Below are 20,773 nucleotides of genomic sequence, written 5' to 3' on the forward strand. Positions count from 1 at the left end.
CATGAACAAAATCTACCCGGATGCGAAGGCCGCCTTGGAGGGGCTGACCTTTGACGGCATGACGGTGATGGCCGGAGGTTTCGGTCTTTGCGGGATTCCGGAAAACCTGATTGTCGCGCTTCGCGACTCCGGAGCCGGCAACATCACCGCCATTTCCAACAATGCCGGTGTGGACGATTTCGGCCTCGGCCTTCTGCTGCAGACACGCCAGATCAAGAAAATGGTGTCGTCCTATGTTGGCGAGAACGCCACATTCGAAAAGCAGTATCTGAACGGCGAGCTGGAACTGGAATTCAATCCGCAGGGCACGCTTGCCGAACGGATCCGCGCCGGAGGCGCCGGTATTCCCGGTTTCTACACCAAGACCGGTGTCGGCACGCTGATCGCGGAAGGCAAGGAACACAAGGATTTCAACGGCGAAACCTACATCCTTGAAACCGGCCTAGTCGCCGACGTGGCGCTGGTCAAGGCCTGGAAGGCCGACAAGGAAGGCAATCTCGTCTACCGCAAGACCGCGCGCAACTTCAATCCGATGATGGCGACGGCGGGCAAGACCTGCGTGGTGGAAGTGGAAGAGCTCGTCGAGATCGGTGAACTCGATGCGGACAACATCCATACCGCCGGGATCTTCGTCGACCGGATCATCGTCGGCAATCACGAAAAACGCATCGAAAAGCGCACCACGCGCGCAGCCTGAGGAGGACCCATCATGGCCTGGACACGTGATGATATGGCTAAGCGCGCCGCGCAAGAGCTTGAAGACGGCTTTTATGTGAACCTGGGTATCGGTATTCCGACCCTGGTGTCGAACTATATTCCCGAAGGCGTTCATGTGACCCTGCAGTCGGAAAACGGCATGCTCGGCATGGGTCCGTTCCCCACCGACGATGAAGTCGACGCCGACCTCATCAACGCGGGCAAGCAGACCATCACCGAACTGCCGCAGACCAGTTTCTTCTCCTCCGCCGACAGCTTCGGCATGATCCGCGGCGGTCACATCGATCTGTCGATCCTGGGTGCCATGGAGGTATCGCAGAGCGGTGACCTGGCCAACTGGATGATCCCGGGCAAGATGGTCAAGGGCATGGGCGGCGCGATGGATCTGGTCGCCGGCGTCAAGCGCGTCGTGGTGATCATGGATCACACATCCAAGGCGGGCGATCCGAAACTCCTGAAGGAATGCTCCCTGCCGCTCACGGGTGTGAAATGCGTTGACCGGATCATCACGAATTTCGGGGTGTTCGACGTCACCGACGACGGTCTGAAGGTCGTCGAACTCGCACCGGACGTGACGCTGGAAGAGGTGAAGGCAAGCACGCAGGCTACACTTTTATAAAGGAAGCCGGGTTCGCTTGACCGCAGACAGGATGCCACAGGGAACTGAACGGTAGCCTGAAACCGACTACAGATCCTTGAATTGGAGCGCCGGTGTCATGCACCGGCGCTTTTTTCGTTACACCGCAGCGCCGGACCCGGCGTCTTTCGTGCGTTCGGAAACTGGGCGTATCGGCGGGAAGTCGTGGTCGGTCAGCGTTTCGCGGTCAAGCAGCAACTGCGCTCCTTCGTCCAGCTCCTTGCGATGACCGTTCAACAGCTCCTTGGCGTGGGTGAAGGCGGCTTCGACGCGCGCCTTGATCGCAAGGTCGATTTCCCGCTGGGTCTCTTCGGAGACTTCGGTAACGTCACCGGCGGGCAGTCCCAGAAAGTTCTGTCTCTGTGAGGAATAGACACGGTTGCCGAGCGTGGTTTCCATGCCGTAGCGCATGACCATGTCCCGGGCGACTTCCGTCACCTTTTGCAGGTCGTCCGACGCACCAGTGGAGATTTCTCCGAAGACGATGTCCTCTGCCGCCCGTCCGCCCATCAGCACGGTCATCCTGTTTTCCAGGTCTCTGGTGGTGAGAAGGAACCGGTCTTCCGTCGGTCGCTGCATGGTGTAACCCAGGGCGCCGATGCCGCGCGGAATGATGGAGATCTTGTGCACCGGGTCGCAGCCTTCCAGGTTCGCGGCGACGAGCGCGTGGCCCATTTCGTGATGGGCGACGGTCGTGCGTTCCTTGTCCGACAGGATCCTGCTGCGTTTTTCGATCCCCGCGATCACCCTTTCGATAGCTTCGTTGAAATCCTGCAGGGTCACGGCGTCCGCGTTCCGCCGGGTTGCAAGCAGAGCTGCCTCGTTCACAAGTGTTGCAAGGTCCGCTCCGGAAAAGCCGGCCGTGAGTTGGGCGACCTGATCGAGATCCGCTTCGGGGGACAGCTTGATCTTCTTCACATGCACGTCGAGGATCTCCCGGCGACCCGTCTTCTCCGGTCGGTCGACAAGCACCTGCCTGTCGAACCGCCCGGCTCTTAGCAAGGCAGGGTCGAGGATCTCCGGCCGGTTTGTGGCCGCCAGCAAGATGATGCCGCTGGAGGGGTCGAAACCGTCCAGTTCGGTCAGGAGCTGGTTGAGCGTCTGTTCCTTTTCATCGTTCGTTGCCATCGGACCGCTGGCCCTGGCGCGGCCGAGCGCGTCGAGCTCGTCGATGAAGATGATCGCGGGAGCCGCCTTGCGAGCCTGGTCGAACAGGTCGCGCACACGCGCCGCGCCGACGCCGACGAACATCTCGACGAATTCGGAGCCGGATATCGAGAAGAAGGGAACGCCGGCCTCACCGGCCACCGCGCGCGCCATCAGCGTCTTGCCGGTTCCCGGTGGGCCGACCAGAAGGATCCCTTTGGGAACATGCGCGCCCAGACGGCCATAAGAGGTCGGGTCCTGCAGAAAGTCGACGACTTCCTGAAGCTCTCGTTTGGCCTCGTCGACGCCGGCGACATCCTTGAAACGGACGGAGACATCGGTCTCCACGAAAACCTTGGCCTTGGATTTGCCGACGGTCATCATGCCGCCGAAACCCTGTTTCTCGGCCAGTCGGCGAATGAAGAACATCCACAGGCCGAACAGCAACAGCACCGGCAGGACCCAGGACAGGATGTCCCGGACAAGCGTGTTCTGCACGACGCCGGTGAACTTCACGTCGTATTTGCTGAGTTCGTCGGCAAGCGGAATATCGACGCGTGTGGTGATGAAATACTGTTTGCCGTCCTTCAGAGGGTCCTTGAACTTGCCCCTGATGGTGTTTTCCTCAATCGAGATTTCATCGATCTTCTTCTCTTTGAGATACTGCTCGAATTCGCTGTAGGGGATGGGCTCGACGGTCTTGTAGGTGGCCCACCAGCTCTGGAAGACGAACACCATCATCATCGCTGCGAAGGCGTACCAAAGATTGATCTGGTGCTTTTTTTCCATCGAAATTTGTCCCGGGATGATGCAGGCAGGAAGGACGTCTGGGTTGCGGCCATTGGGTCGATTTGATCAGGTGCTGTCAAGACATGGCGGTACGCGGACTGTTCAGACCACCGGGCCCGGCTGACGTTTTGAAAGCTTCGTCCTGAAGGAGGACGCGCTTGAGCGGGCGAGGTAGATGACCGGTATGAGGCCGACCAGCACAATCGCCAGTGAGGGCAGGGCGGCCTCCTCGAAGGCCTCGCGGGAGGCCGCTTCGAAGACTGTGGTCGCCAGGGTCTCGAAATTGAACGGCCTCAGGAGGATCGTTGCCGGCAGTTCCTTCATGCAGTCGACAAAGCTGAGCAGCGCAGCGGACAGGAGCACGGGTTTCAGGATAGGCAGATGTATCTGGCGGAGCGTCTGGAAGCTGTCGCGGCCAAGCGTGCGTGAGGCCATGTCCAGATGCGGCGTGATACGGCCGAAGCCGCCTTCCACCTGGCCGTAGGAAACGGCGAGAAACCGCACCACATAGGCATAGACCAGGCCGGTTCCGCTCCCCAGTAGCAGCAGGCCGGTATTGAGGCCGAACCAGGCTTCCATGCGGCCGTCGAGGAAGTTGTCGAATTGTGCGAGCGGGATCAGGATACCGATCGCCAGAACCGTTCCGGGTATCGCATAGCCGATGGAGGCGAGGCGCACCGCGGTGCGCAGGGCGCCCCTGTTGTTGAGGCGCAGCGCATACGCCAGCGAAACGGAGATCACGACAGTGAGGATCGCGGCAACGGCTGCGAGGCTGAAACTGTTCCAGGCGGTTTCCAGAAACCCGCTGGACCAGAAGTCGTCCAGCCGCCGGCTGGCCCGGTCGGCCAGAAGAAGACCGGGAATGACGAAGCCGAGAAGGATCGGCAGTAGACACAGGACCAGCGCGAGCAGAGCCTGCCATCCTTGCAGGTCGAAGCGCGTCGGCGGATGGCTCTTGCTGCCGCCACCTGCATCGAACCGCTGTTTGCGCCGGCCGAAGCGTTCCAGCCAGAGCAGGAAAAACACCATCAGCAGCATGGCCAGCGCAAGCTGGGCGGCGCCTCCCAGGCTGGAGCGGTTCAACCACGTGTCATAGACCGAGAAGGTCAGCGTCCGGACGCCGAAAAACGTGACCGCGCCGATATCGTTCAGGCACTCCATCAGCGCCAGAGAGATGCCGATCGCGATCGCCGGGCGGGCGAGCGGCAGCGCGATGCGGAAGAACAACCGGTAGGGCGATGCCCCGAGCGTCCGGGACACATCCAGTGTCGAAGCCGACTGGATGAGGAAACTGGCCCTGGTGGTGAGATAGACGTAAGGGTAGAGCACCGCGCCCATCACGAAGATAGCGCCTCCCAGGGAGCGTATCTCCGGAAACCAGTAGTCGCGCGAGGTGGTGAAGCCGAAGATATCGCGGATCAGGCCCTGGATCGGTCCGGTATATTCGAGCACCTCCACATAGGAAAACGCGACGATATAGGTCGGAACGGCGAGCGGCACCAGAAGCGCCCAGTCCATGATTTTCCGACCCGGAAAATTGCACATGGTCACGAGCCAGGCCGTGCCGACACCCACAACACCGGTGATCAGCCCGACACCGAGCATCAACAGCAGCGTTGTCCAGAACGCTCCCGGCAGCACGGTCCGGATCAGATGGCTCCAGACATCGCCTGACGGCGTCAGGGAGATCCACAAGATGGCACCCAGCGGCAGCAGCACAAGAGCCGCGATAAAGAGTGCCGCGACCTGCCAGAAACGATCGACAAAGGAAAGGGTGGGCGTGCGCAGCAAATCGGGACTGTTCGTTGGGGGTGATCTGCAGAAGCTCTAATAGTTATTGCGCCAAAAAGCAAAAAGCGCCGTGCTCTTGCACACGGCGCTTTGCGTCACTGATTGCTGCGGAAACTCAGGAGGACGGGCCGTCGTCGAAACCGACCTTGTCGACGAGCTCACTCGCGGTCTTGCGGTTCTCGGCGACATCCGCCAGCGGAAGCGGGTCTTTCTTGATCTCACCCCAGCTTTTCACGCGCTCGGAGACTTCCACGCCCGGCTTGACGGGATATTCGTGGTTGGTTTCCGCGTAGATTTCCTGCGCTTTTCCCGAAGACAGGAATTCGATCAGCTTGACGGCGTTATCCTTGTTCGGCGCGTGTTTGGTCAGCACCACGCCGGCCAGGTTCACGTGACTGCCGCGATCCTCGGAATTGGGGAAAAGGATGCGGACGCTTTCAGCCCACTCCTGCTGCTCGGGCTCTTTCTCGTTGGTCTGCATCAGACCCATGTAATAGGTATTGCCGAGCGCGATGTCGCATTCGCCTGCATAGATTGCCTGAACCTGCGCACGGTCGTTGCCGGCCGGCTTGCGGGCGAGGTTGTCGCGAACGCCTTCCAGCCATTCTTCGGTCTTCTCCGCGCCGTGATGAGCAACCATCGATGCCACCAGGCCGATGGTGTAGACATGCTGACCGGAGCGGGTGCAGATGCGGCCTTTCCATTTGGGATCGGCGAGCTCTTCATAGGTGATCGCATCCTGGTCGACGCGCTCCCTGGAGGCGTAGACAACGCGCGCACGGTTCGTCAGGCCGATCCAGTGACCCTCAGGATCCCGGAATTCCGCGGGAACATTCCCGTTGACGGTCTGTGAAGTCACCGGCTGGGAAATGCCGAGCTGCTTGGCGCCGTCCAGCCGTCCGATGTCGACGGTCAGAAGAACATCCGCCGGCGAGTTCTCGCCTTCAGCCGCAATCCGTTCGCCAAGGCCCTTGGAAGCGAAGACGACATTGGTGTCGATGCCGGTTTCGGCCGTGAAGGCGTCCAGAAGTGGCTGGATCAGAAACGGCTGACGGTAGGAGTAAATATTGACTTCGCCGTCAGCGACCGCTGGTGCGGCTGCGAACGCCGCCGATGTCAGAGCGAGGGCACCCGTGAGGGCCTGGATCGTGGCACGCATATTTTTCTCCCGAATATCCGGCCGCTTGCCGTGACGGCAAAATGGCCCGTTTGTTTGAGCGCGAATATGTCGTGAAGGCTGTGACAAGTCAATAAATAGAGTAAAATCAACACTTTAGAATTATTCAAAACTAACTGGAGGATTGCACTCCACAATGATCCGGAAAAATCCTGCGAAAACAAGAGTTTAAATATCAACTTTTCTTTGCGCGGTAGAAATGCAGCCCGGCGCGATCACGAAAATGTTTGATCGCGCCCTCCGGCAATCCGAAATGATGTATCGGAATTAATCCCGGTGCCGGCTTTTATTCCGACAGAACCCGCTGGGTCGGGAAGACGATCTCCACAAGTGTGCCCTGATCGGGCGTGGAGTCTATATGAAAGCTCGCCCGGTTGGCTTCAACCAGCGCCTTGGTCAGCGGCAGTCCGAGGCCCGTGCCGCCACCGCGGCTCGCGGTGTGAAGCTGACGGAACGGTTCGAGCGCGGCCGCAAGCTGCTTGGCGGTCATGCCGGTTCCCGTATCGCGCACCCTGAGCGCCACTTCGCCGTTGCTTTCCAGCGCAGTGGACAGGATCACCTGACCACCGGACTTGTTGTATTTGATCGCATTGGACAGAAGATTGAGGACGATCTGGCGCAGAGAGCGCGGATCGGCCACCACGTCCGGCACGGATTCCGGCAGGCTGGCCCGAATGATGACCCGCTCCCGGTTTGCCTGCGGCTGCATCAGCGCCACGCATTCGTTGATCACGTCATTGGTCGACACCGCCGAGAACTTCAGGTCCAGCTTGCCGGCCTCGATCTTGGAGAGATCCAGAAGATCGTTGATCAGGCTCATGATATGCGAACCGGACGTGCGGATGTCCTTCAGGTAGTCCTTGTAGCGGTCATTGCCGATCGGGCCGAACCGCTCTTCCATCATGACTTCGGAAAATCCGATGATCGCATTTAGCGGCGTGCGGATCTCGTGGCTGATCTTGGCCAGGAAGTCGGATTTCTGCGAACTGGCATTTTCCGCCTGGCGCTTGGCCTGCGTCAGCTCCTCTTCAGCCGTCTTCCACTGTGTGATGTCGCGCAGCACCGCGCAGTATTTCGCGTCGTCCTTGCTGTTGGTGATCCGGCCTATGGTCATGAACAGCGGAATGAGGCCGCCCGCCGGAACCTTGCCGAGCACTTCCCGGCCATCGTTGAGGATGCTGGCGACACCGTTGCGCGTAAGACCATCCAGATAGTCGGCCGCCGCCCGGTGGCTTTCCGGCGCCAGGAATTCGGTGAACGGCGCGCCGATCATGTCGGAGCGGTTGGCGCTGAACAACGCCTCGGCGGAGCCGTTGACCTTCAGGATGTTGCCGGTCTGATCGAGAACCAGAACCCCGTCCGTCGCCGTTTCCAGGATGGTGTCCATTTCGGCGATCTGGCCGCGGGCGCTCTCCAGTTCGGAGCGCACCTCGGCGAAGAAATTCGGCGCGGCCTGCGGGGCAGCGCTCACCGGCGCCTGTTTGACCTGGCGCTCCGTTATCGAGATCATCAGTCCGCGGCTGCCGTTCCACGGGACGGAATGCATATGCGCATCGACGGTCAGCACGCCGCCGCCGGCGAGGCGCAGCTTCATCGCCTCATCCACTTCACCGTCCATGCCGTCGGCATCGGGGAGATCTTCGGTGTCGTCTATGAACAGGGCTTCAAGGCCGCCAGCCTCGCACAGCGCGGCGACCGACTTGTAGCCGAGCATGCCGAGGAGAACCTTGTTGGCATAGAGCACTTCGCGGTCATGGACGACTGCGATACCGATCGGCAGGCGGTCCAGCAGGCTTGGATCGATCGGCCCGGCTTCCGGTTCTTCGGGCGGCAGGTCGTCGATCTCGGGGCCATCGGACCCGTCGAAGTCGACAAGGTCGCCCTCAAGCCGGGCTCCGAGGGCTTCGGCGATCTTGCGGAAGGCCTGGCGCTCCGGACGGGAAAGGCCGGATGTGTCGACCGGAACCACACGGGGTCTGGCTGTCGCGAGCGGAATGACCTGACCGGTCGGTCTTTCCGGCTCCTGTTCGGCTGTGTCACTGTCGTCTTCCGCCGGATCCGATGTCTCTTCTTCGGCTACGAAAGCGGCGGTTTCTTCATAAAAATCGCGCTCGTCGTTGCTGTCGTCATCGGCGTCCAGTTCAGCGGCAACTTCTTCTATCCTGCGGCCGTCCTCTTCGATGATGTCGAAATTGGCATCTTCCAGCGGAGGAACCGGTTCGAACTGTTCGTCCTCCGGAGCCTCTTCGGCCGGGGTTTCGGCAGCACCCTGCGTCTCGTCAGCGCCGTTGTCCTGTTCCGTCGCAGTCGTGGATGCGTCGCTTGAAACGGCGTCTTCGTGGTCGAACAGATCGCGCGACTTCTTTTTCGCCATGTCGTAGTTTTTCGCCAGCGACCTGACCGCGTTTTCAATTTCGGCAGGTTCCAGAGGGGCGGACCCGGCAATTCCGGTGGGCTCCTCTTCAACGGGAATTTCTTCAGGAGCTTCTTCGGCGGAAGGCGCGTCGCCGGTCATCGAAACTTCCGGTTCCGGAAGATCCGTGTCTATGGCTTCGGACGCGGTGGCGTCTTCTTCGCCGTCTCTGTCCGGGTCTTCATTTCCGGGAGCATCCGCGGGGGAGATCTCGGTTTCGGTGGAAGCCGGTGCCTCCGGAAGGGCTGTGCCGGTCTCGAGCGCTTTCAGCTTGTCGTCCAGAGAGGCCGCGACACGCCGCGTGTCTTCGTAATCCTCGTCGCTCTCGGTCGGCTGCTCCGGGTCTGCAACCTCTTCCGGTGTTTCCTTCGGCTTGCCGGTTTGTTTCGATGCGGGCGTCCCGGTGAACCTGGCAAGGGACCCGACCAGGGCGGCGGCGCTGGCACCGAGAAATGTCTTGCCGCCGAAGCTGTCGGGTTGCGCCGGTTTCAGGTCGGCGAGGCTGTCCTTCGGCGCGTCGGCTGCTTCCTGCGCGGAAATGTTATCCTGAGCATCCGGTGAAGAGGTCGCGGGCGCATCGCTCAGGTCGCTGTCTTCTTCGTCGCCACTCTCTTCTTTGCTGTGCAGCAGGTCTTCGCCAGCCGTCTCCGCGTCGTCCAACAAGGCGCTTGGGGCCTCGGTGTCCGGGCTTTCTCTTGCCTGGCTCTCGACTTCAGATGCGGCTTCGATAATGCCGTCGGCATCCTCGCCTTGGGGCGTTTCATCGGTGTCGGTGTCGATCTCCGGCGCCGCATCGCCTGCATCTTCGATTGCGTGCTCTTCGGAAAAGGACTGATCGAAGCTGGACAGGGCCGTGCTCAGGAGGACCTCCTTGGCTTCAACCGCATCGGCGGTCCGGCAGACGCCGAAACCACGATAGCCCTCGAATTTCCGGTTGCGATCAAAGGCGGGCAGGGCGGCCATGTCCACCGGCACCCGCAGCGGAGCGCCGCTGACCGGCCAGTCGACCGTCTTGCCGCTCCATGTGTCGCGACGGTCGAGCGCGCGCGCGATGTTGCCGCGTGGATCCAGCTCGAATTTTTCCGAAACCTCTTCCCAGGTCAGGCCGACGATATCCGTCGCTTCCGGGCCGAGCACTTCGGAGAATTCGTCCGAGAGGAATGTGAAGCGCTGGTCGATGTCCATTTTCCACGCGAAGCGGACGGGACGGCGGCGGGGACGGAAGACAAACGTCTCGTCTTCGGCCGCGACAGGCTGTTCCTCTGAAAGGTCTGCGGTTCCTTGCGGGGCGTCCTCTTCGGCCGTGCTCCCCAAACCTGCATCCGGTTCAGCGTCGTCTTCCGCATCATACTGAGGTGCCGCATCATCCGGACCGGCGACATGTTCGCTCTCGTCGGTGATGCCCGACGCGACGGCTTGAATGTCTTCCGCAGTGTCCAGTTCATCGGACAGATCTTCGGCTGCGGTTTCCTCAACCGGTGCGTCCTCAACTGCGGCGTCATTGGCTTCGGCTGCGCTTTCCAGTTCGTCATCGCCGACGTCTTTTGAAACTCCGTCGCCGGTCTCTTCGCTCAGACCGGACATGTCCTCGGCATCGTCCGCCGCAAGCACGGGTTCCGGGGAGGGCACTGCAACGACGCTGTCGGAGGCGTCCGGCTCTTCGGACGTCTCATCCGCCAGAGGAGCATTGTCCAGAACCATCAGTCGCCGACCGGCCGAAACTTCCAGCACGACACCTTCATGGAAGCCGCCGTCAAGTTCCAGCGGGCCGAACAGGGCCTTTTGATCCTCCGGAAGACCCGGATCCGCCGGAGACCCTTCCAGATCGCCAAGGCGTTCTTCGACCATGTTGCCAGCGGTCAGGAAAACCGTCGTGTCGTCACCCGTCAGCATGTGAGCGAAAGCCGGGACGGGCTCGCGCGCCGTAACAAGTCCCTTGTCGCCGCAGACAATCAGGGCCGCGTCCTCGCCGGATTCCAGCACGACCCGTCTGCACTGGCACGTAAGCAGCATGACCCTCAGGCCCCGGTAGAACCGGAGGCGGTCGATGCTGAACTTGTCCGTCGAACCGGACTGCGCGATGCGGGCGATATGCGGACGCGCCGGAGAGCGCTCAAGGGAGCTGAGGGTGGCAAGGCCGGAAACGGCGGAGACGGAAAAAAACGAGGCTCCGGCGGCGTTTGCCCAAAGGATGCGCGCTCCGTCGGCCGACCAGAGCCAGGCCGCTCTTTTATCGGCAATCAACTCAACCAGATCATCCATGGCGCTCAGTTCCAGGAATGATTGGGTCTGACTGTCCATGGCTCTGCTCCAAACTGGTCTGCAACACCGGTTTACGGTGCACGCGGCTGCCGGATCTGCCTGCATTGGTAAACAACCCGTTAATACAAGCAAACTCACGCGTCGTCCACGTAAAGCACGGTTGTAAAAGGGGTTACGTGAAGGCGTGGTTAATCCGGACGCCGAACCTGTAACGGATATGGGCCTGATTTCGCCCGATTGAAGTCGTCCCCGGATGCTCCTGGAAACAACGTAGCGGCACTTTGGGAGACGACGAGCTGGCCGTGCCGGACCGCCTGATGATCATTTCCGGGAAACCGGACTGGATGGGTCTGGCTGCTGAAAGCCGCTTTTGCGCCTCCGCGCACCAGGCTGTCTTTTTCCCACACCCCCTCGGGCAGGGCATCGGAAACGCGGCGCCTCCCGCAACCTGGCATTTCGTGTTCTGGAAGTTTCCCGTCTCCGGTTCGTCCTGTTCACAGGTGCATTGTCCAAAGACACAGGTTTGCCGGATCGCCATCTCCATGATACGTATTTTTGGCAGGAAACGTGTTCAGGATTTCCACACCCCCTATCATCCTGCAACCCGAGGAGCGCCGACATGAGTAAAGACAAGAACGGTTTCGAAATCCCCGACCAGATGCGTGAATTTGCCGACAAGAGTGTCGACCAGGCGCGCAAAGCATTCGACGATTTCATGGGGGCGACCCAAAAAGCGGTTTCCAATGTGGAAGACAGCGCCACCGCCGTTCAGGCAGGTGCCGCGGATGTCAACAAGAAGGCCCTGACCTACGCCGAGGAGCACGTTGACGCCGCTTTCCAGTTTGCACAGCAACTCGTCAAGGCGAATGACCTTGAGGAAATGATGAAGCTCCAGCAGGATTATTTGCGCAGCCAGATGGAAAACCTCGGCGAACAGGCACGCGAATTCTCCAACTCCGCCACCAAGGCGGTCCAGGACGCGGCCAAGGCAGCCCAGAAGAAGTAACCGGCCGTCCGGAACGGACGTCCCGCGCGGGGTGCGATCACCCCGCGTGATACGCCCTAGATCAGATCTGATCTGATCAGATCAGTAGACTGCATGTTCCAGTTGTAGTAACTTAAAAGACGTCCTTCCCAGGGCGCGCTGACGGAAGCTGCCTACGACGGCGGAGCGGGACAATGATACCCGCGCATCGCCTAGCCGCCTGACCATCCGGAACCTCTTCAGAACTCATTTTATTGTGCAGTGCAAAAAAATGTTGCAATGCAACAAATGATACACTATGTAGAGCCTGCGGATGACGACAGGGTCCGTCGACAAAAGTTCGGCGGGAAGAAAACAAACCGATGATCGCATCCGAACTCAAGGAGATGAGATCATGACTGAGACAACCACAACAGCCAAAGCGGCCCCGAAAGCACGTGCAACCAAAGCAAAAGCGGCTCCTGCCGGTGTAGCTTTCCCGGACTTCGAAGCCTTCGCAATGCCGAAGATGGAAGTTCCTGCCGCGTTCCGTGAAGCCACGGAAAAAGGCATCGAAAACGCACGCGACGCATATGCAAAGGTGAAAACCGCTGCTGAAGACGCGACCGACCTGATGGAAGACACGTTCGAAACGTCCCGCCAGGGCGTTGTCGAGTTCAACCACAAGGCTGTCGATGCGGCCAAAGCGAACACCGATGCGGCGTTCACCTTCTTCAAGGACCTGATGTCCGCGAAATCGGTGGCTGAAGCTATCGAACTGCAGTCCACGTTCGCACGTGAGCAGTTCGAAGCTGTGAGCTCCCAGACCAAGGAAATGCAGGAAATGGCGACCAAGCTTGGTACCGACGTATCTGCACCGGTCAAGGAAGCTTTCGAAAAGTCCTTCAAGGAAATGAAGCTTCACTGAGCTTTTTGAACTGAACGTTCAAGACGGCTATCAGATCCGATGCCCGGGGTTTTCCCCGGGCATTTGCTTTTCAACAGACCGGTTTTTTCAGAAAATTCAGACTTGCCGGTTTGCAGAAACGGGGTTAGAAGACGCCCTTGCAAACGGTGGTCCGGGCCAGCAGGTTCCGCGCCGCCTTGAATGCCCTTAAGCAGACGTAGCTCAGTTGGTTAGAGCGTCGGATTGTGGCTCCGAAGGTCGGTGGTTCGAACCCACTCGTCTGTACCATTCCCAAGCGGGCCTGTCGCGGCAGATGAGTGACGCTTCAGAGCGTCCGGAACATCTCCTCCAAAGCTGACGACCTTCCTGCGACAAGCCCACTTTCTCAATTTGACCGATAAACATACACCGGGCTCGTCCAGGCGCGGGTGCCGTCCTCGAGCTCGACACGGATATAGAGCGGGTTGTCCCCTTTGGCCTTCAACTCAACGGGCCGGGAGAAGGTGAGGGATCTGTGCGGGTTGACCGATGGCAGCCGGCTGATTTTCAGGAATCGGGGCAACTCTCCGGACGCATCGAAGACCACTTCCTCCTGTCCGATTTCCGCGATCGGCAGATCGAAGGACACAAGTGGCGTCTTTACCGAAATCACTCCCTCCGCTGCAGTGTCCAGGTAAAGGTCTGCGCCACCGAAATTTCCGGTCGTCAAAGCCTTCCAGGTCACTTCCGCCGCATTGACGGCGTCGATCGTCTTGTCCGGGTTGAAGAAATTGATCGGCGTGATGTCGGTGATGCTGTTTCCGGAAACCGTCGCCGTTCCGTCCCAGATGACCTCCCGGAATCGGCCGCGGTATTCCGCCCCTTCCCAATGAAGCCGCAGGCGCGCGCCCAGGTCCTCTTCTGAATAGGGGCGAATGGTTTCCACCAGCTCAAGACCGTTTAAAAGATCGACTTTCAGGATGGGGGAATTGCTGTCGACGGCGACATTCAGTTCCATCTCTCCGGAAGGCAGTTGAACGATATCGCCCATCATCGCCGTGCGCGAGGAAACCGGTTTGCTGTCGAACAACTTCGGGTCATCGTGATACAGAGCGGCGTCTTCGCTGAAACGCGCCTCGACGCTGATCGCCATGCGCCCGCCATCGCCGCCGGTGGTGCCGTAGTGGCGCCGCTTGCGCATGCAGTCGAGCAGCGCCTCACGGCTCAGCTCCGCCGTGTGGAAGCAGGTCAGGCCGCCGATGGCGCCGAACTTGCCCGCGCCGGGATAGCTCGCGCCGGGACGGCCCTTGTGTCCGTCCGAATTGCACACCACGCCGACGCGGTACCCGAACTTGAGCGCATCGTGCAGCAGCCATTCGAAGGTTCCCCAGGACGAATGGACCTCAACCGATCTTTCGAAGCGCCCGTCATGGGCAAGACCGATATCGGCATAACGTCCGCCGCAATGGGCATAACAGACGACGTCTTTCTCCCCGTTTTCGGCGAAAGCCTGAAACAGCTCCCCGGCGGTGAAACAGTCGGTGTCGGCTGTCGTCGTGTCTTCGACCAGCGCGTGGGAAGAGCGCCGGATAATGCGGTCGTCGGTCGGAAAGAAGACGTTGCGGTCGCCGCCCAGAGCGGTGTTCCCGGACCATTCGTAACCCGGCATCGCCACGAATGTGCCCGGGTCGTCGAATTCGGCGGTAATCCGGTTCAGCTCTGCCCAGAACAGGTCGGTGATCTGGAAGTCATTGCCCTGGTGACCGCAGGCATCGACCCAGGCCTTGTCGCGGGCGAACGCGAAATAGCCGCGCGCGCTGTTGGTGCCGATGGTCTCTTCTGACTGGCCGTGCATGTCGCCCCAGAAGTGCACCAGTTTCCGGTCTTCGGCGATCACCGGGTTGGTCCGCGCGACGACGCGGCCGCTTTCGTCCTTGACGGTAACGGCGGCCTTGCCGGGCTCTTTCAGGGAAAGACCGTCAATCGTGACGCCGAATGTGCCTTCTTTCATCTCGGTGCTGTCCGGCAGGCCGGCGATCGCGCCCTCGGCTTCCAGATACAGTTTGCCGGAACAGCGATCCGTCGGATTGCCCCATTTGTCCTCGCCCTTGATCTTCAGCGAAAACACCTCGCCCGGCCGGCGCAGGGTCGGCATGATTGCGGCATATTTGACGGCCGGTCCCGGAACGATGGCAATCATCGGCTGCACGGGCAGGGTCTGGAAATTGAAGGTGGCGATCGGGTCGACCAGCACCCTGAACTCGAACGTTTCCTCGCAAAAGGTCTGCAGCCGCATGCCCGGTCCACCGTGATCGGTGACGCCGAAGCGGATGGTGATGCTGTCGCCTTCCTGCAGGAACCCCTTCACCACCTTGATCCAGAGCGTGCGGTCCCAGGGGCGCACATTGCCCTTCGGATCCCAGCGGAGTTGCAGCACGGCTCCGTTGGATGCTTCCACGGTGCAGTAGTTGGCACCGGACGGATCGTCGAACTGAGGATTGCCCTGATCGGATGCGAAGCGGAAGCAAACCCGCAGGCTGCCGGAGTCGTCAACGCCGAAAGTGCCCGCCGTATAGACAAGGGTGAAGGACGCATAGGACCCTGCAACGAATTCGCCGGCCGGCGTGATGGTTGCCTGTCCGAGAAGGGAGGGGGAGATCGGGTCGCGGATCACACCGCTGTCCATGGCCTCCCAGGGACGGTCCTGGAAAGCGGTCGCTGATGGGCTGGAAGACATTTGAAACCTTCTTTTTTGATCGGTTGGGCCGAGGGGCGCGTCAGGTCACGCTCAGCCGAACAGCCAGACAGGAAACAGGGCAACGGGCGGGTAGTAGGTGATGATCAGAAGATCGAGGAGCAGCACGCCGATGTAGGGCCAGATCGTGGTCACGATCTTCTCGATGGGGACCTTGGTGATTGCCGAGGCGATGAAGAGGTCGACGCCGAGCGGTGGCGTCACGGTGCCGATGCTCAGGTTTACCGAGACGATGATGCCGAACAGCACCGGGTCGATGCCGAAGCTCATGGCGGCCGGATAAAGGATGGAGGTGAAGATCACGATTGCGGCGGCGGCATTCATGATGCAGCCGACGAACAGCAGGAAGACATTCACCAGAAGCAGATAGACGATCGGCCCGCCCGCGGTTTCGGCCAGATAGGCGGAAATGCTTTGCGGGATCTGGTTGATCGTGATCAGCCAGGCAAAGACCCCGGCCGCGTTCATGATGAACATCACGACGGCGGAGGACAGGACGGCCTTGTAGAAGGCCCTGTAGAGATCCGCCAGCGTCAGTTCCCGGTAGATGCAGCCGACGATCAGGCCGTAGAGCACGGCGACGATGGCCGCCTCGGTCGGCGTGAACACGCCGCCGTAAATACCGGAGAGAATGATGACCGGCATGAGCAGCGGCAGGAAGGCGGCGCGGAAACTGTCCCAGATGCCCGGCAGGCCCTGGAATTCGGTCTTCTCGATGCCCTCCCGCCGGGTGAGGAACCAGTTCAGCGCCAGCATGCTCACACAGATCACGATCCCCGGTACCATGCCCGCAAGGAAGAGATCGGCGATGGAAACCCCGCTGACGACGCCATACAGAATGAGCAGGATGCTCGGCGGAATGATCATTCCCGTCACGCCTGCAGCGGCAATGGTGGCGGCGGTGTATTGCGGGCGGTAGCCCTTTTCCTCCATCGGTCCGTTCATCACCCCGCCGATGGCGGCGACCGTTGCCGCGTTCGACCCAGAGAGCGCGGCGAAGAAACTCGAACCAAGTATGGCAACCGCACCGAGGCCGCCCGTCATGTGCCCGACAAGGGCCCCCGCGAAGTTGACCAGCCGGCGCGACATGCCGCCTGTCGACATGATTTCACCCGCGAGGATGAAAAACGGAATGGCCAGCAGCGGGAAGGAGTTGTTCGTCGACAGCAGGCGCTGCGCGGCTATCTGCAGATCGATGCCACTGAGTACCAGTCCCAGGACACTCGACAGGCCCAGCGCCACCGCGATCGGCGTGCGGATGAGCATGAGCAGAATGAGAGATCCGAAAATCGCGGCTGTTACCATGGCTGTCTACCGATTCCGGCTGAGAGGGGTCATAATCAACGCCCTTGGGTATTACTGGCCTTCGGAAAGAAGCTCGGCGGCGGGCGCCCTGAGCTGCTTCACGGTCAGTTCCAGCGAATAGAGGATGAGGAAGGCCATTCCGACGGGAATGGCGCCGTAAACCCACGCCATGGAGATTTCCAGCGCAGGCGAGATCTGCGGTTGAACCCGAAGGGTCAGCCGCAAGCCGTTGATCAGGATCAGCACGAAGAAAACCATGCCGAGCAGCGTGGCGCTCACCACCGCTGTGCGGTGCAGTGCAAGGGGAAGGTGGGAAACGACCACCCCGATCGCCGCGTGAAGGTTCCGCCTAAGGGCAACGGCCGATCCGAGGCTGATCATCCAGATGAAGAGATACCGGATGAGCTCGTCGGGAAAGGCCAGTGAACTCTCGATGATGAAGCGGAAGACCACCGTCGCGATGCCGAGAACGAACATCGCGGCGAAGCTGAGGACGCATACCACCGACAGGGCGGTCTCGGAGAGGTCGAGGAATTTTTTGATGACCTGCATGATGTGAATTCCCTGCCGGTGGTTTTGTCGCTTACTTCGTGTCGACTGCGGACTGGATCAGCTCTGCGCCGATTTTCTCGCGGTACTCATCCCAGACCGGCTCCATGGCCGCCTGGAAAGCAGCAGCCTGCTCCGGGGTCAGGCGGGTCACCGTCATTCCGTCGCTTTCCATTTCCTTCAGGTAGGACGCCTCGACGGCATTCAGGGCTTCGCGCTCCCAGTCCTGGGTTTCCAGGGCGGTTGCCGTGAACAGCTCTTTCGCGCTGTCGGTGGCCGACTGCCAGAGCTTGTCGCTGGCCAGGAACATGATGCCCGCCCACTGATGGCGCGACAGCGTTATGTTGCCCTGCACCTTGTCGAAGCCGAAGGCCTTGACGTTGCCGACCGGGTTATCCTGTCCGTCGACCGTGCCCTGCTGCAGGCCGGTGAAGACTTCCGAGAGCGCCATCGGCGTCGGGTTGGCGCCAAGGGCCTTGAACGTGGCCACGTTGAGCGGGTTGTTCACGACACGAAATTTGACGCCTTTCATGTCGTCGGGCATTTCGATTTTCTTGTCGCGGGTCGTGATCGTGCGGAATCCGCTCTCGTACATTGCAAGAGTATGGATGCCGGTCGCCTTCTGCAGGCCGTCGTAAAGCGACTGGCCGACCGGTCCGTCGGACACGGCATAGGCGTGCTCGCTGTCGCGGAAGAGAAACGGCAGGTAGAAGATGTCCAGCGGCGAGTAGAAGCTCGCCACGTTGGTGGTCGGCACGAGTGCGAAGTCGACCACCCCGATCTGCGCGGCTTCCACCAGTTCGCGGGACGAACCGATGGTGCTGTTCGCATAGACCTGGATCTTGATCTTTCCGCCGGACTTTTCGCCGATTTCGTCGGCGAATTTCTGGGCGCCTTTGGCGAGCGGATGGTTTTCGTTATAGGGATGCCCGAATTTCAGGGTCATTTCCGGATAATCTTGGGCGCCGGCCGCGCTCAGGGTCATCAGGCCGAGGGAAGCTGCCGTAATGGCTGTTCGTGCAACCCGAAACAGTTTGCCGGTCAAGCTGCTGGAAGTGAGTAAGGTCAGGTTCATGGAAGGTGCTCCTGTCTGCGTTTGAAAAATCCGCATGATGGGCTTCACCGCCCATTCTCGTTTTTTCTCCCCGGCGCCCGAACGGGCGCCGTCAGTTCAAAAAACTTCCTGCAACGGCGATTGCTCGACCGCACTCGTTGGAACGATTTCGATGACCCGGTCGCTCGGCGGCACGAATATCCGTTGCCAGGTAATCGGCGTGTTGCGATAGCTCAGTCCGCCGATCGACCAGACGATGCCGTATTGGCCATGCGGCACATTCAGCGTCCGCGTCACCCGGGGCGGCAGCGGCTGGCAGGCCATGGTCTGATGCGTGTTGATGGTCGGCGCGTTGAAGCGTTCGGCCAGAAAGTCGCGGAAAGAGACGCCGTTCAGAGTCGCTTCGCTCATGCCGGCGATTTCGGAAAAGCGGCTGGCGGGCAGATAGATCTCGCTGAAGACGTCGAATTCGTCATTCACGTTCACCAGGCGGTGGATGTGAATGTAGTTGTCCTCACGCTCACCGAAGAAACTGCTCCAGGGGCCGCTTTCGCGGACGGTTTCAATGCCGACAATCTTGAAATAGACCGGCAGAAGCTGCGTGCCGCCCTCGGCCATGAAGCGGAAGTGCCGCAACTGGCCTTCCTGGGCGCGGGCACCGGTCACGAAGGTGCCGCGGCCGTGATGGCGCTCGACCACGCCCATCTGCACCAGCGAACGCAAGGCGCGCTGTACCGTGCCCAGGCTGGCTTTCATCTCGATGGCGAGTTGATCTTCGGCGGGAAGGCGTTCGCCCGGCACCCAGCGCCCGTCTTCGATGGCGCTCAGGATCTCTTCGGAGATCCGGCGGTGTTTGGCCTTCGCTCCACCTGATTTACTGCCGGGAACGACCCGCAGCGGTTTCTGTGTCATGGATCAGGTCCTCTCTAGGACTTAGCTGAAAACACCATAAAACAGAATATTTTGATATCAAGTCCTATATAGGAATAAGGGAAGCATGAATATTTTATAATCATGAAGCCCAAATAAATTGCGGAATTCTCGCAAAATATGTCTACGTGCTGTGCACGGCAGGGCGAAAAATGCCAATCCTCTATAGGATGCAGGACTGCAGTCCTGCGCTCTTGCGTTGCGGTGAAAGCCTTTTTAATCCGCCGAAACGCATCCGTGTCTCCCGGTCCCGCATCGTCCCGCAGGCCCCGTACGGCCGGGAAACCGCGCAGAAGAACGACTCCGCATCAGAAATTTGACAAGCCGGGAAACCGATTGCCCGCAAACACGGCTGGAAAAATCCCGCGCGCTGGGCTAAGCGCTGAAGCAGTGAATTTGGCGTGCCGGACTTGCATGGAACCGCCGGGAACAAGGATTTCAGCGTGGAAGATCTCAGCCTACTCTCCCTTGGCCTCCTGGCCGGCGCCCTTCTGGCAACCGGCCTTGTGGCGGGGATCATCGCGGGACTGCTCGGCGTTGGCGGCGGGATCGTCATCGTTCCGGTGCTCTTCTACATGTTCACCGCGCTGAAGATCGACTCGTCGGTGCTGATGCATGTGGCGGTCGGAACATCGCTTGCGACGATCCTGGGAACGGGAGCGTCTTCCGCCCGCGCCCATTACAAACGCGGCAGCGTCGACATGGAGCTGTTGAAGCGCTGGTGGTGGGCGATCGCTTTGGGCGTCATTGCCGGCGGAACCCTGGCGGGCAACATTTCCGGTGGTGCACTGACACTCGTCTTCGGCGTCGTCGCTCTGGCCGTCTCCGCCAACATGTTGTTCCGCAAGAACGGCTCCGCTCTGGCCGAGAGCCTTCCGGGCAGTCCCCTGAAGGAGGTGCTCGGTTTCCTCATCGGCGGCATCTCGGTGATGATGGGCATTGGCGGCGGAACGCTCGGCGTGCCGACACTCTCCCTGTTCAACTATCCGATCCACAAGGCGGTCGGCACCGCTGCGGCCATCGGCCTGATCATCGCAGTGCCCGGAACCTTGCTGTCGATCTATTTCGGCTGGGGTGTCGAAGGCCGCCCGCCGCTGTCGCTCGGCTATGTCAATCTGATCGGTCTGTTGCTGATCATTCCCGTATCCACTCTGACGGCACCCCTCGGCGCCAAGATTGCCCACGCCATCGACGCGTCCAAACTCAAGCTGGTCTTCGCGCTGTTCCTTGGTATCACCGGTGTGCGCATGATCTACGGCGCTCTTTTCTGAGAGACGCGACGGGATCTGACCAAAGAATCGCTGATGGGAGCATCAAAAGGTTTCATTGGTCCGGAGCGAAGTTTCGGGGAATAATGCAAAATCTCGTCGCCGCTCTGCTGCGGTCTTCTCAATTCAT

Annotated in this window: 14 protein-coding genes and 1 tRNA gene; 6 read left to right on the forward strand and 9 right to left on the reverse strand. The window is 60.3% G+C overall.

All coding sequences use genetic code 11. The annotated features are described in order from the left end of the window. Position 1 precedes the first annotated feature (1 nt). Both Q1B40_RS04710 and Q1B40_RS04715 read left to right on the forward strand, forming a co-directional pair. Positions 2-697, forward strand: a complete 696-nt coding sequence (locus tag Q1B40_RS04710; protein WP_299810750.1) for a CoA transferase subunit A — start codon at positions 2-4, stop codon at positions 695-697. 12 nt (positions 698-709) lie between these two features. Beyond that, entirely contained in the window at positions 710-1,336 is a 627-nt protein-coding gene (locus Q1B40_RS04715) for a CoA transferase subunit B (protein WP_299810753.1), read from the forward strand. Positions 1,337-1,453: 117 nt separating this feature from the next. Here the strand turns inward: Q1B40_RS04715 and ftsH are convergent, their stop codons facing one another. The 4 genes from ftsH to Q1B40_RS04735 form a co-directional block, all read right to left on the reverse strand. Beyond that, positions 1,454-3,289, reverse strand: a complete 1,836-nt coding sequence (gene ftsH / locus Q1B40_RS04720; RefSeq protein WP_299810756.1) for an ATP-dependent zinc metalloprotease FtsH — start codon at positions 3,287-3,289, stop codon at positions 1,454-1,456. A 102-nt stretch (positions 3,290-3,391) separates the two neighbouring features. Further along, positions 3,392-5,080, reverse strand: a complete 1,689-nt coding sequence (locus tag Q1B40_RS04725) for an iron ABC transporter permease (protein WP_299810759.1) — start codon at positions 5,078-5,080, stop codon at positions 3,392-3,394. 115 nt (positions 5,081-5,195) lie between these two features. Then, the gene (locus Q1B40_RS04730; protein WP_299810762.1) at positions 5,196-6,239 is read right to left on the reverse strand and encodes a Fe(3+) ABC transporter substrate-binding protein; all 1,044 of its coding nucleotides are present in this window, start codon (positions 6,237-6,239) and stop codon (positions 5,196-5,198) included. Positions 6,240-6,543: 304 nt separating this feature from the next. Next, positions 6,544-10,971, reverse strand: a complete 4,428-nt coding sequence (locus Q1B40_RS04735; RefSeq protein WP_299810765.1) for an ATP-binding protein — start codon at positions 10,969-10,971, stop codon at positions 6,544-6,546. Positions 10,972-11,551: 580 nt separating this feature from the next. On the opposite strand from Q1B40_RS04735, the gene Q1B40_RS04740 reads away from it, so the two are divergent. The 3 genes from Q1B40_RS04740 (at position 11,552) to Q1B40_RS04750 (ending at position 13,091) form a co-directional block, all read left to right on the forward strand. Next, complete coding sequence (locus Q1B40_RS04740; RefSeq protein WP_299810768.1) at positions 11,552-11,938, forward strand: phasin; 387 nt, start codon at positions 11,552-11,554, stop codon at positions 11,936-11,938. A 373-nt stretch (positions 11,939-12,311) separates the two neighbouring features. Then, on the forward strand, positions 12,312-12,824 hold the full coding sequence (locus Q1B40_RS04745) for a phasin (RefSeq protein WP_299810771.1): 513 nt from the start codon (positions 12,312-12,314) through the stop codon (positions 12,822-12,824). 190 nt (positions 12,825-13,014) lie between these two features. Further along, a tRNA-His gene (locus tag Q1B40_RS04750) sits at positions 13,015-13,091 on the forward strand. Positions 13,092-13,188: 97 nt separating this feature from the next. On the opposite strand, the gene Q1B40_RS04755 is transcribed toward Q1B40_RS04750, so the two are convergent. The 5 genes from Q1B40_RS04755 to Q1B40_RS04775 all read right to left on the reverse strand — a co-directional run bounded on the left by Q1B40_RS04755 (position 13,189) and on the right by Q1B40_RS04775 (position 19,357). Continuing rightward, positions 13,189-15,519, reverse strand: coding sequence for a DUF3604 domain-containing protein (locus Q1B40_RS04755; RefSeq protein ID WP_299810774.1), 2,331 nt, complete (start codon positions 15,517-15,519; stop codon positions 13,189-13,191). Positions 15,520-15,570: 51 nt separating this feature from the next. Then, positions 15,571-16,842, reverse strand: a complete 1,272-nt coding sequence (locus Q1B40_RS04760; protein ID WP_299810777.1) for a TRAP transporter large permease — start codon at positions 16,840-16,842, stop codon at positions 15,571-15,573. A gap of 51 nt (positions 16,843-16,893) precedes the next feature. Next, positions 16,894-17,394 (reverse strand): TRAP transporter small permease, encoded by a 501-nt coding sequence (locus tag Q1B40_RS04765; RefSeq protein ID WP_299810780.1) that lies wholly within the window; start codon positions 17,392-17,394, stop codon positions 16,894-16,896. Between the two features lie 31 nt (positions 17,395-17,425). Further along, positions 17,426-18,466 carry a TRAP transporter substrate-binding protein gene (locus Q1B40_RS04770; protein WP_299810783.1) on the reverse strand — a complete coding sequence of 347 codons (1,041 nt, stop codon included), beginning with the start codon at positions 18,464-18,466 and terminating at the stop codon, positions 17,426-17,428. Between the two features lie 96 nt (positions 18,467-18,562). After that, positions 18,563-19,357 (reverse strand): GntR family transcriptional regulator, encoded by a 795-nt coding sequence (locus Q1B40_RS04775; RefSeq protein ID WP_299810786.1) that lies wholly within the window; start codon positions 19,355-19,357, stop codon positions 18,563-18,565. A gap of 461 nt (positions 19,358-19,818) precedes the next feature. Between Q1B40_RS04775 and Q1B40_RS04780 the strand changes: the two genes are divergently transcribed. Further along, complete coding sequence (locus tag Q1B40_RS04780; protein WP_299810789.1) at positions 19,819-20,646, forward strand: sulfite exporter TauE/SafE family protein; 828 nt, start codon at positions 19,819-19,821, stop codon at positions 20,644-20,646. Positions 20,647-20,773: the final 127 nt, after the last annotated feature.

The sequence above is a fragment of the uncultured Roseibium sp. genome, from assembly GCF_947496995.1.
Lineage (GTDB): Bacteria > Pseudomonadota > Alphaproteobacteria > Rhizobiales > Stappiaceae > Roseibium.

What these genes read in the sequence shown, in the direction of transcription:
- Q1B40_RS04770 (WP_299810783.1), bottom strand. Translation starts at nt 18,466, where the DNA reads ATGAACCTGACCTTACTCACTTCCAGCAGCTTGACCGGCAAACTGTTT.
- Q1B40_RS04775 (WP_299810786.1), bottom strand. Translation starts at nt 19,357, where the DNA reads ATGACACAGAAACCGCTGCGGGTCGTTCCCGGCAGTAAATCAGGTGGA.
- Q1B40_RS04765 (WP_299810780.1), bottom strand. Translation starts at nt 17,394, where the DNA reads ATGCAGGTCATCAAAAAATTCCTCGACCTCTCCGAGACCGCCCTGTCG.
- Q1B40_RS04755 (WP_299810774.1), bottom strand. Translation starts at nt 15,519, where the DNA reads ATGTCTTCCAGCCCATCAGCGACCGCTTTCCAGGACCGTCCCTGGGAG.
- Q1B40_RS04740 (WP_299810768.1), top strand. Translation starts at nt 11,552, where the DNA reads ATGAGTAAAGACAAGAACGGTTTCGAAATCCCCGACCAGATGCGTGAA.
- Q1B40_RS04715 (WP_299810753.1), top strand. Translation starts at nt 710, where the DNA reads ATGGCCTGGACACGTGATGATATGGCTAAGCGCGCCGCGCAAGAGCTT.
- ftsH (WP_299810756.1), bottom strand. Translation starts at nt 3,289, where the DNA reads ATGGAAAAAAAGCACCAGATCAATCTTTGGTACGCCTTCGCAGCGATG.
- Q1B40_RS04710 (WP_299810750.1), top strand. Translation starts at nt 2, where the DNA reads ATGAACAAAATCTACCCGGATGCGAAGGCCGCCTTGGAGGGGCTGACC.
- Q1B40_RS04735 (WP_299810765.1), bottom strand. Translation starts at nt 10,971, where the DNA reads ATGGACAGTCAGACCCAATCATTCCTGGAACTGAGCGCCATGGATGAT.
- Q1B40_RS04760 (WP_299810777.1), bottom strand. Translation starts at nt 16,842, where the DNA reads ATGGTAACAGCCGCGATTTTCGGATCTCTCATTCTGCTCATGCTCATC.
- Q1B40_RS04745 (WP_299810771.1), top strand. Translation starts at nt 12,312, where the DNA reads ATGACTGAGACAACCACAACAGCCAAAGCGGCCCCGAAAGCACGTGCA.
- Q1B40_RS04730 (WP_299810762.1), bottom strand. Translation starts at nt 6,239, where the DNA reads ATGCGTGCCACGATCCAGGCCCTCACGGGTGCCCTCGCTCTGACATCG.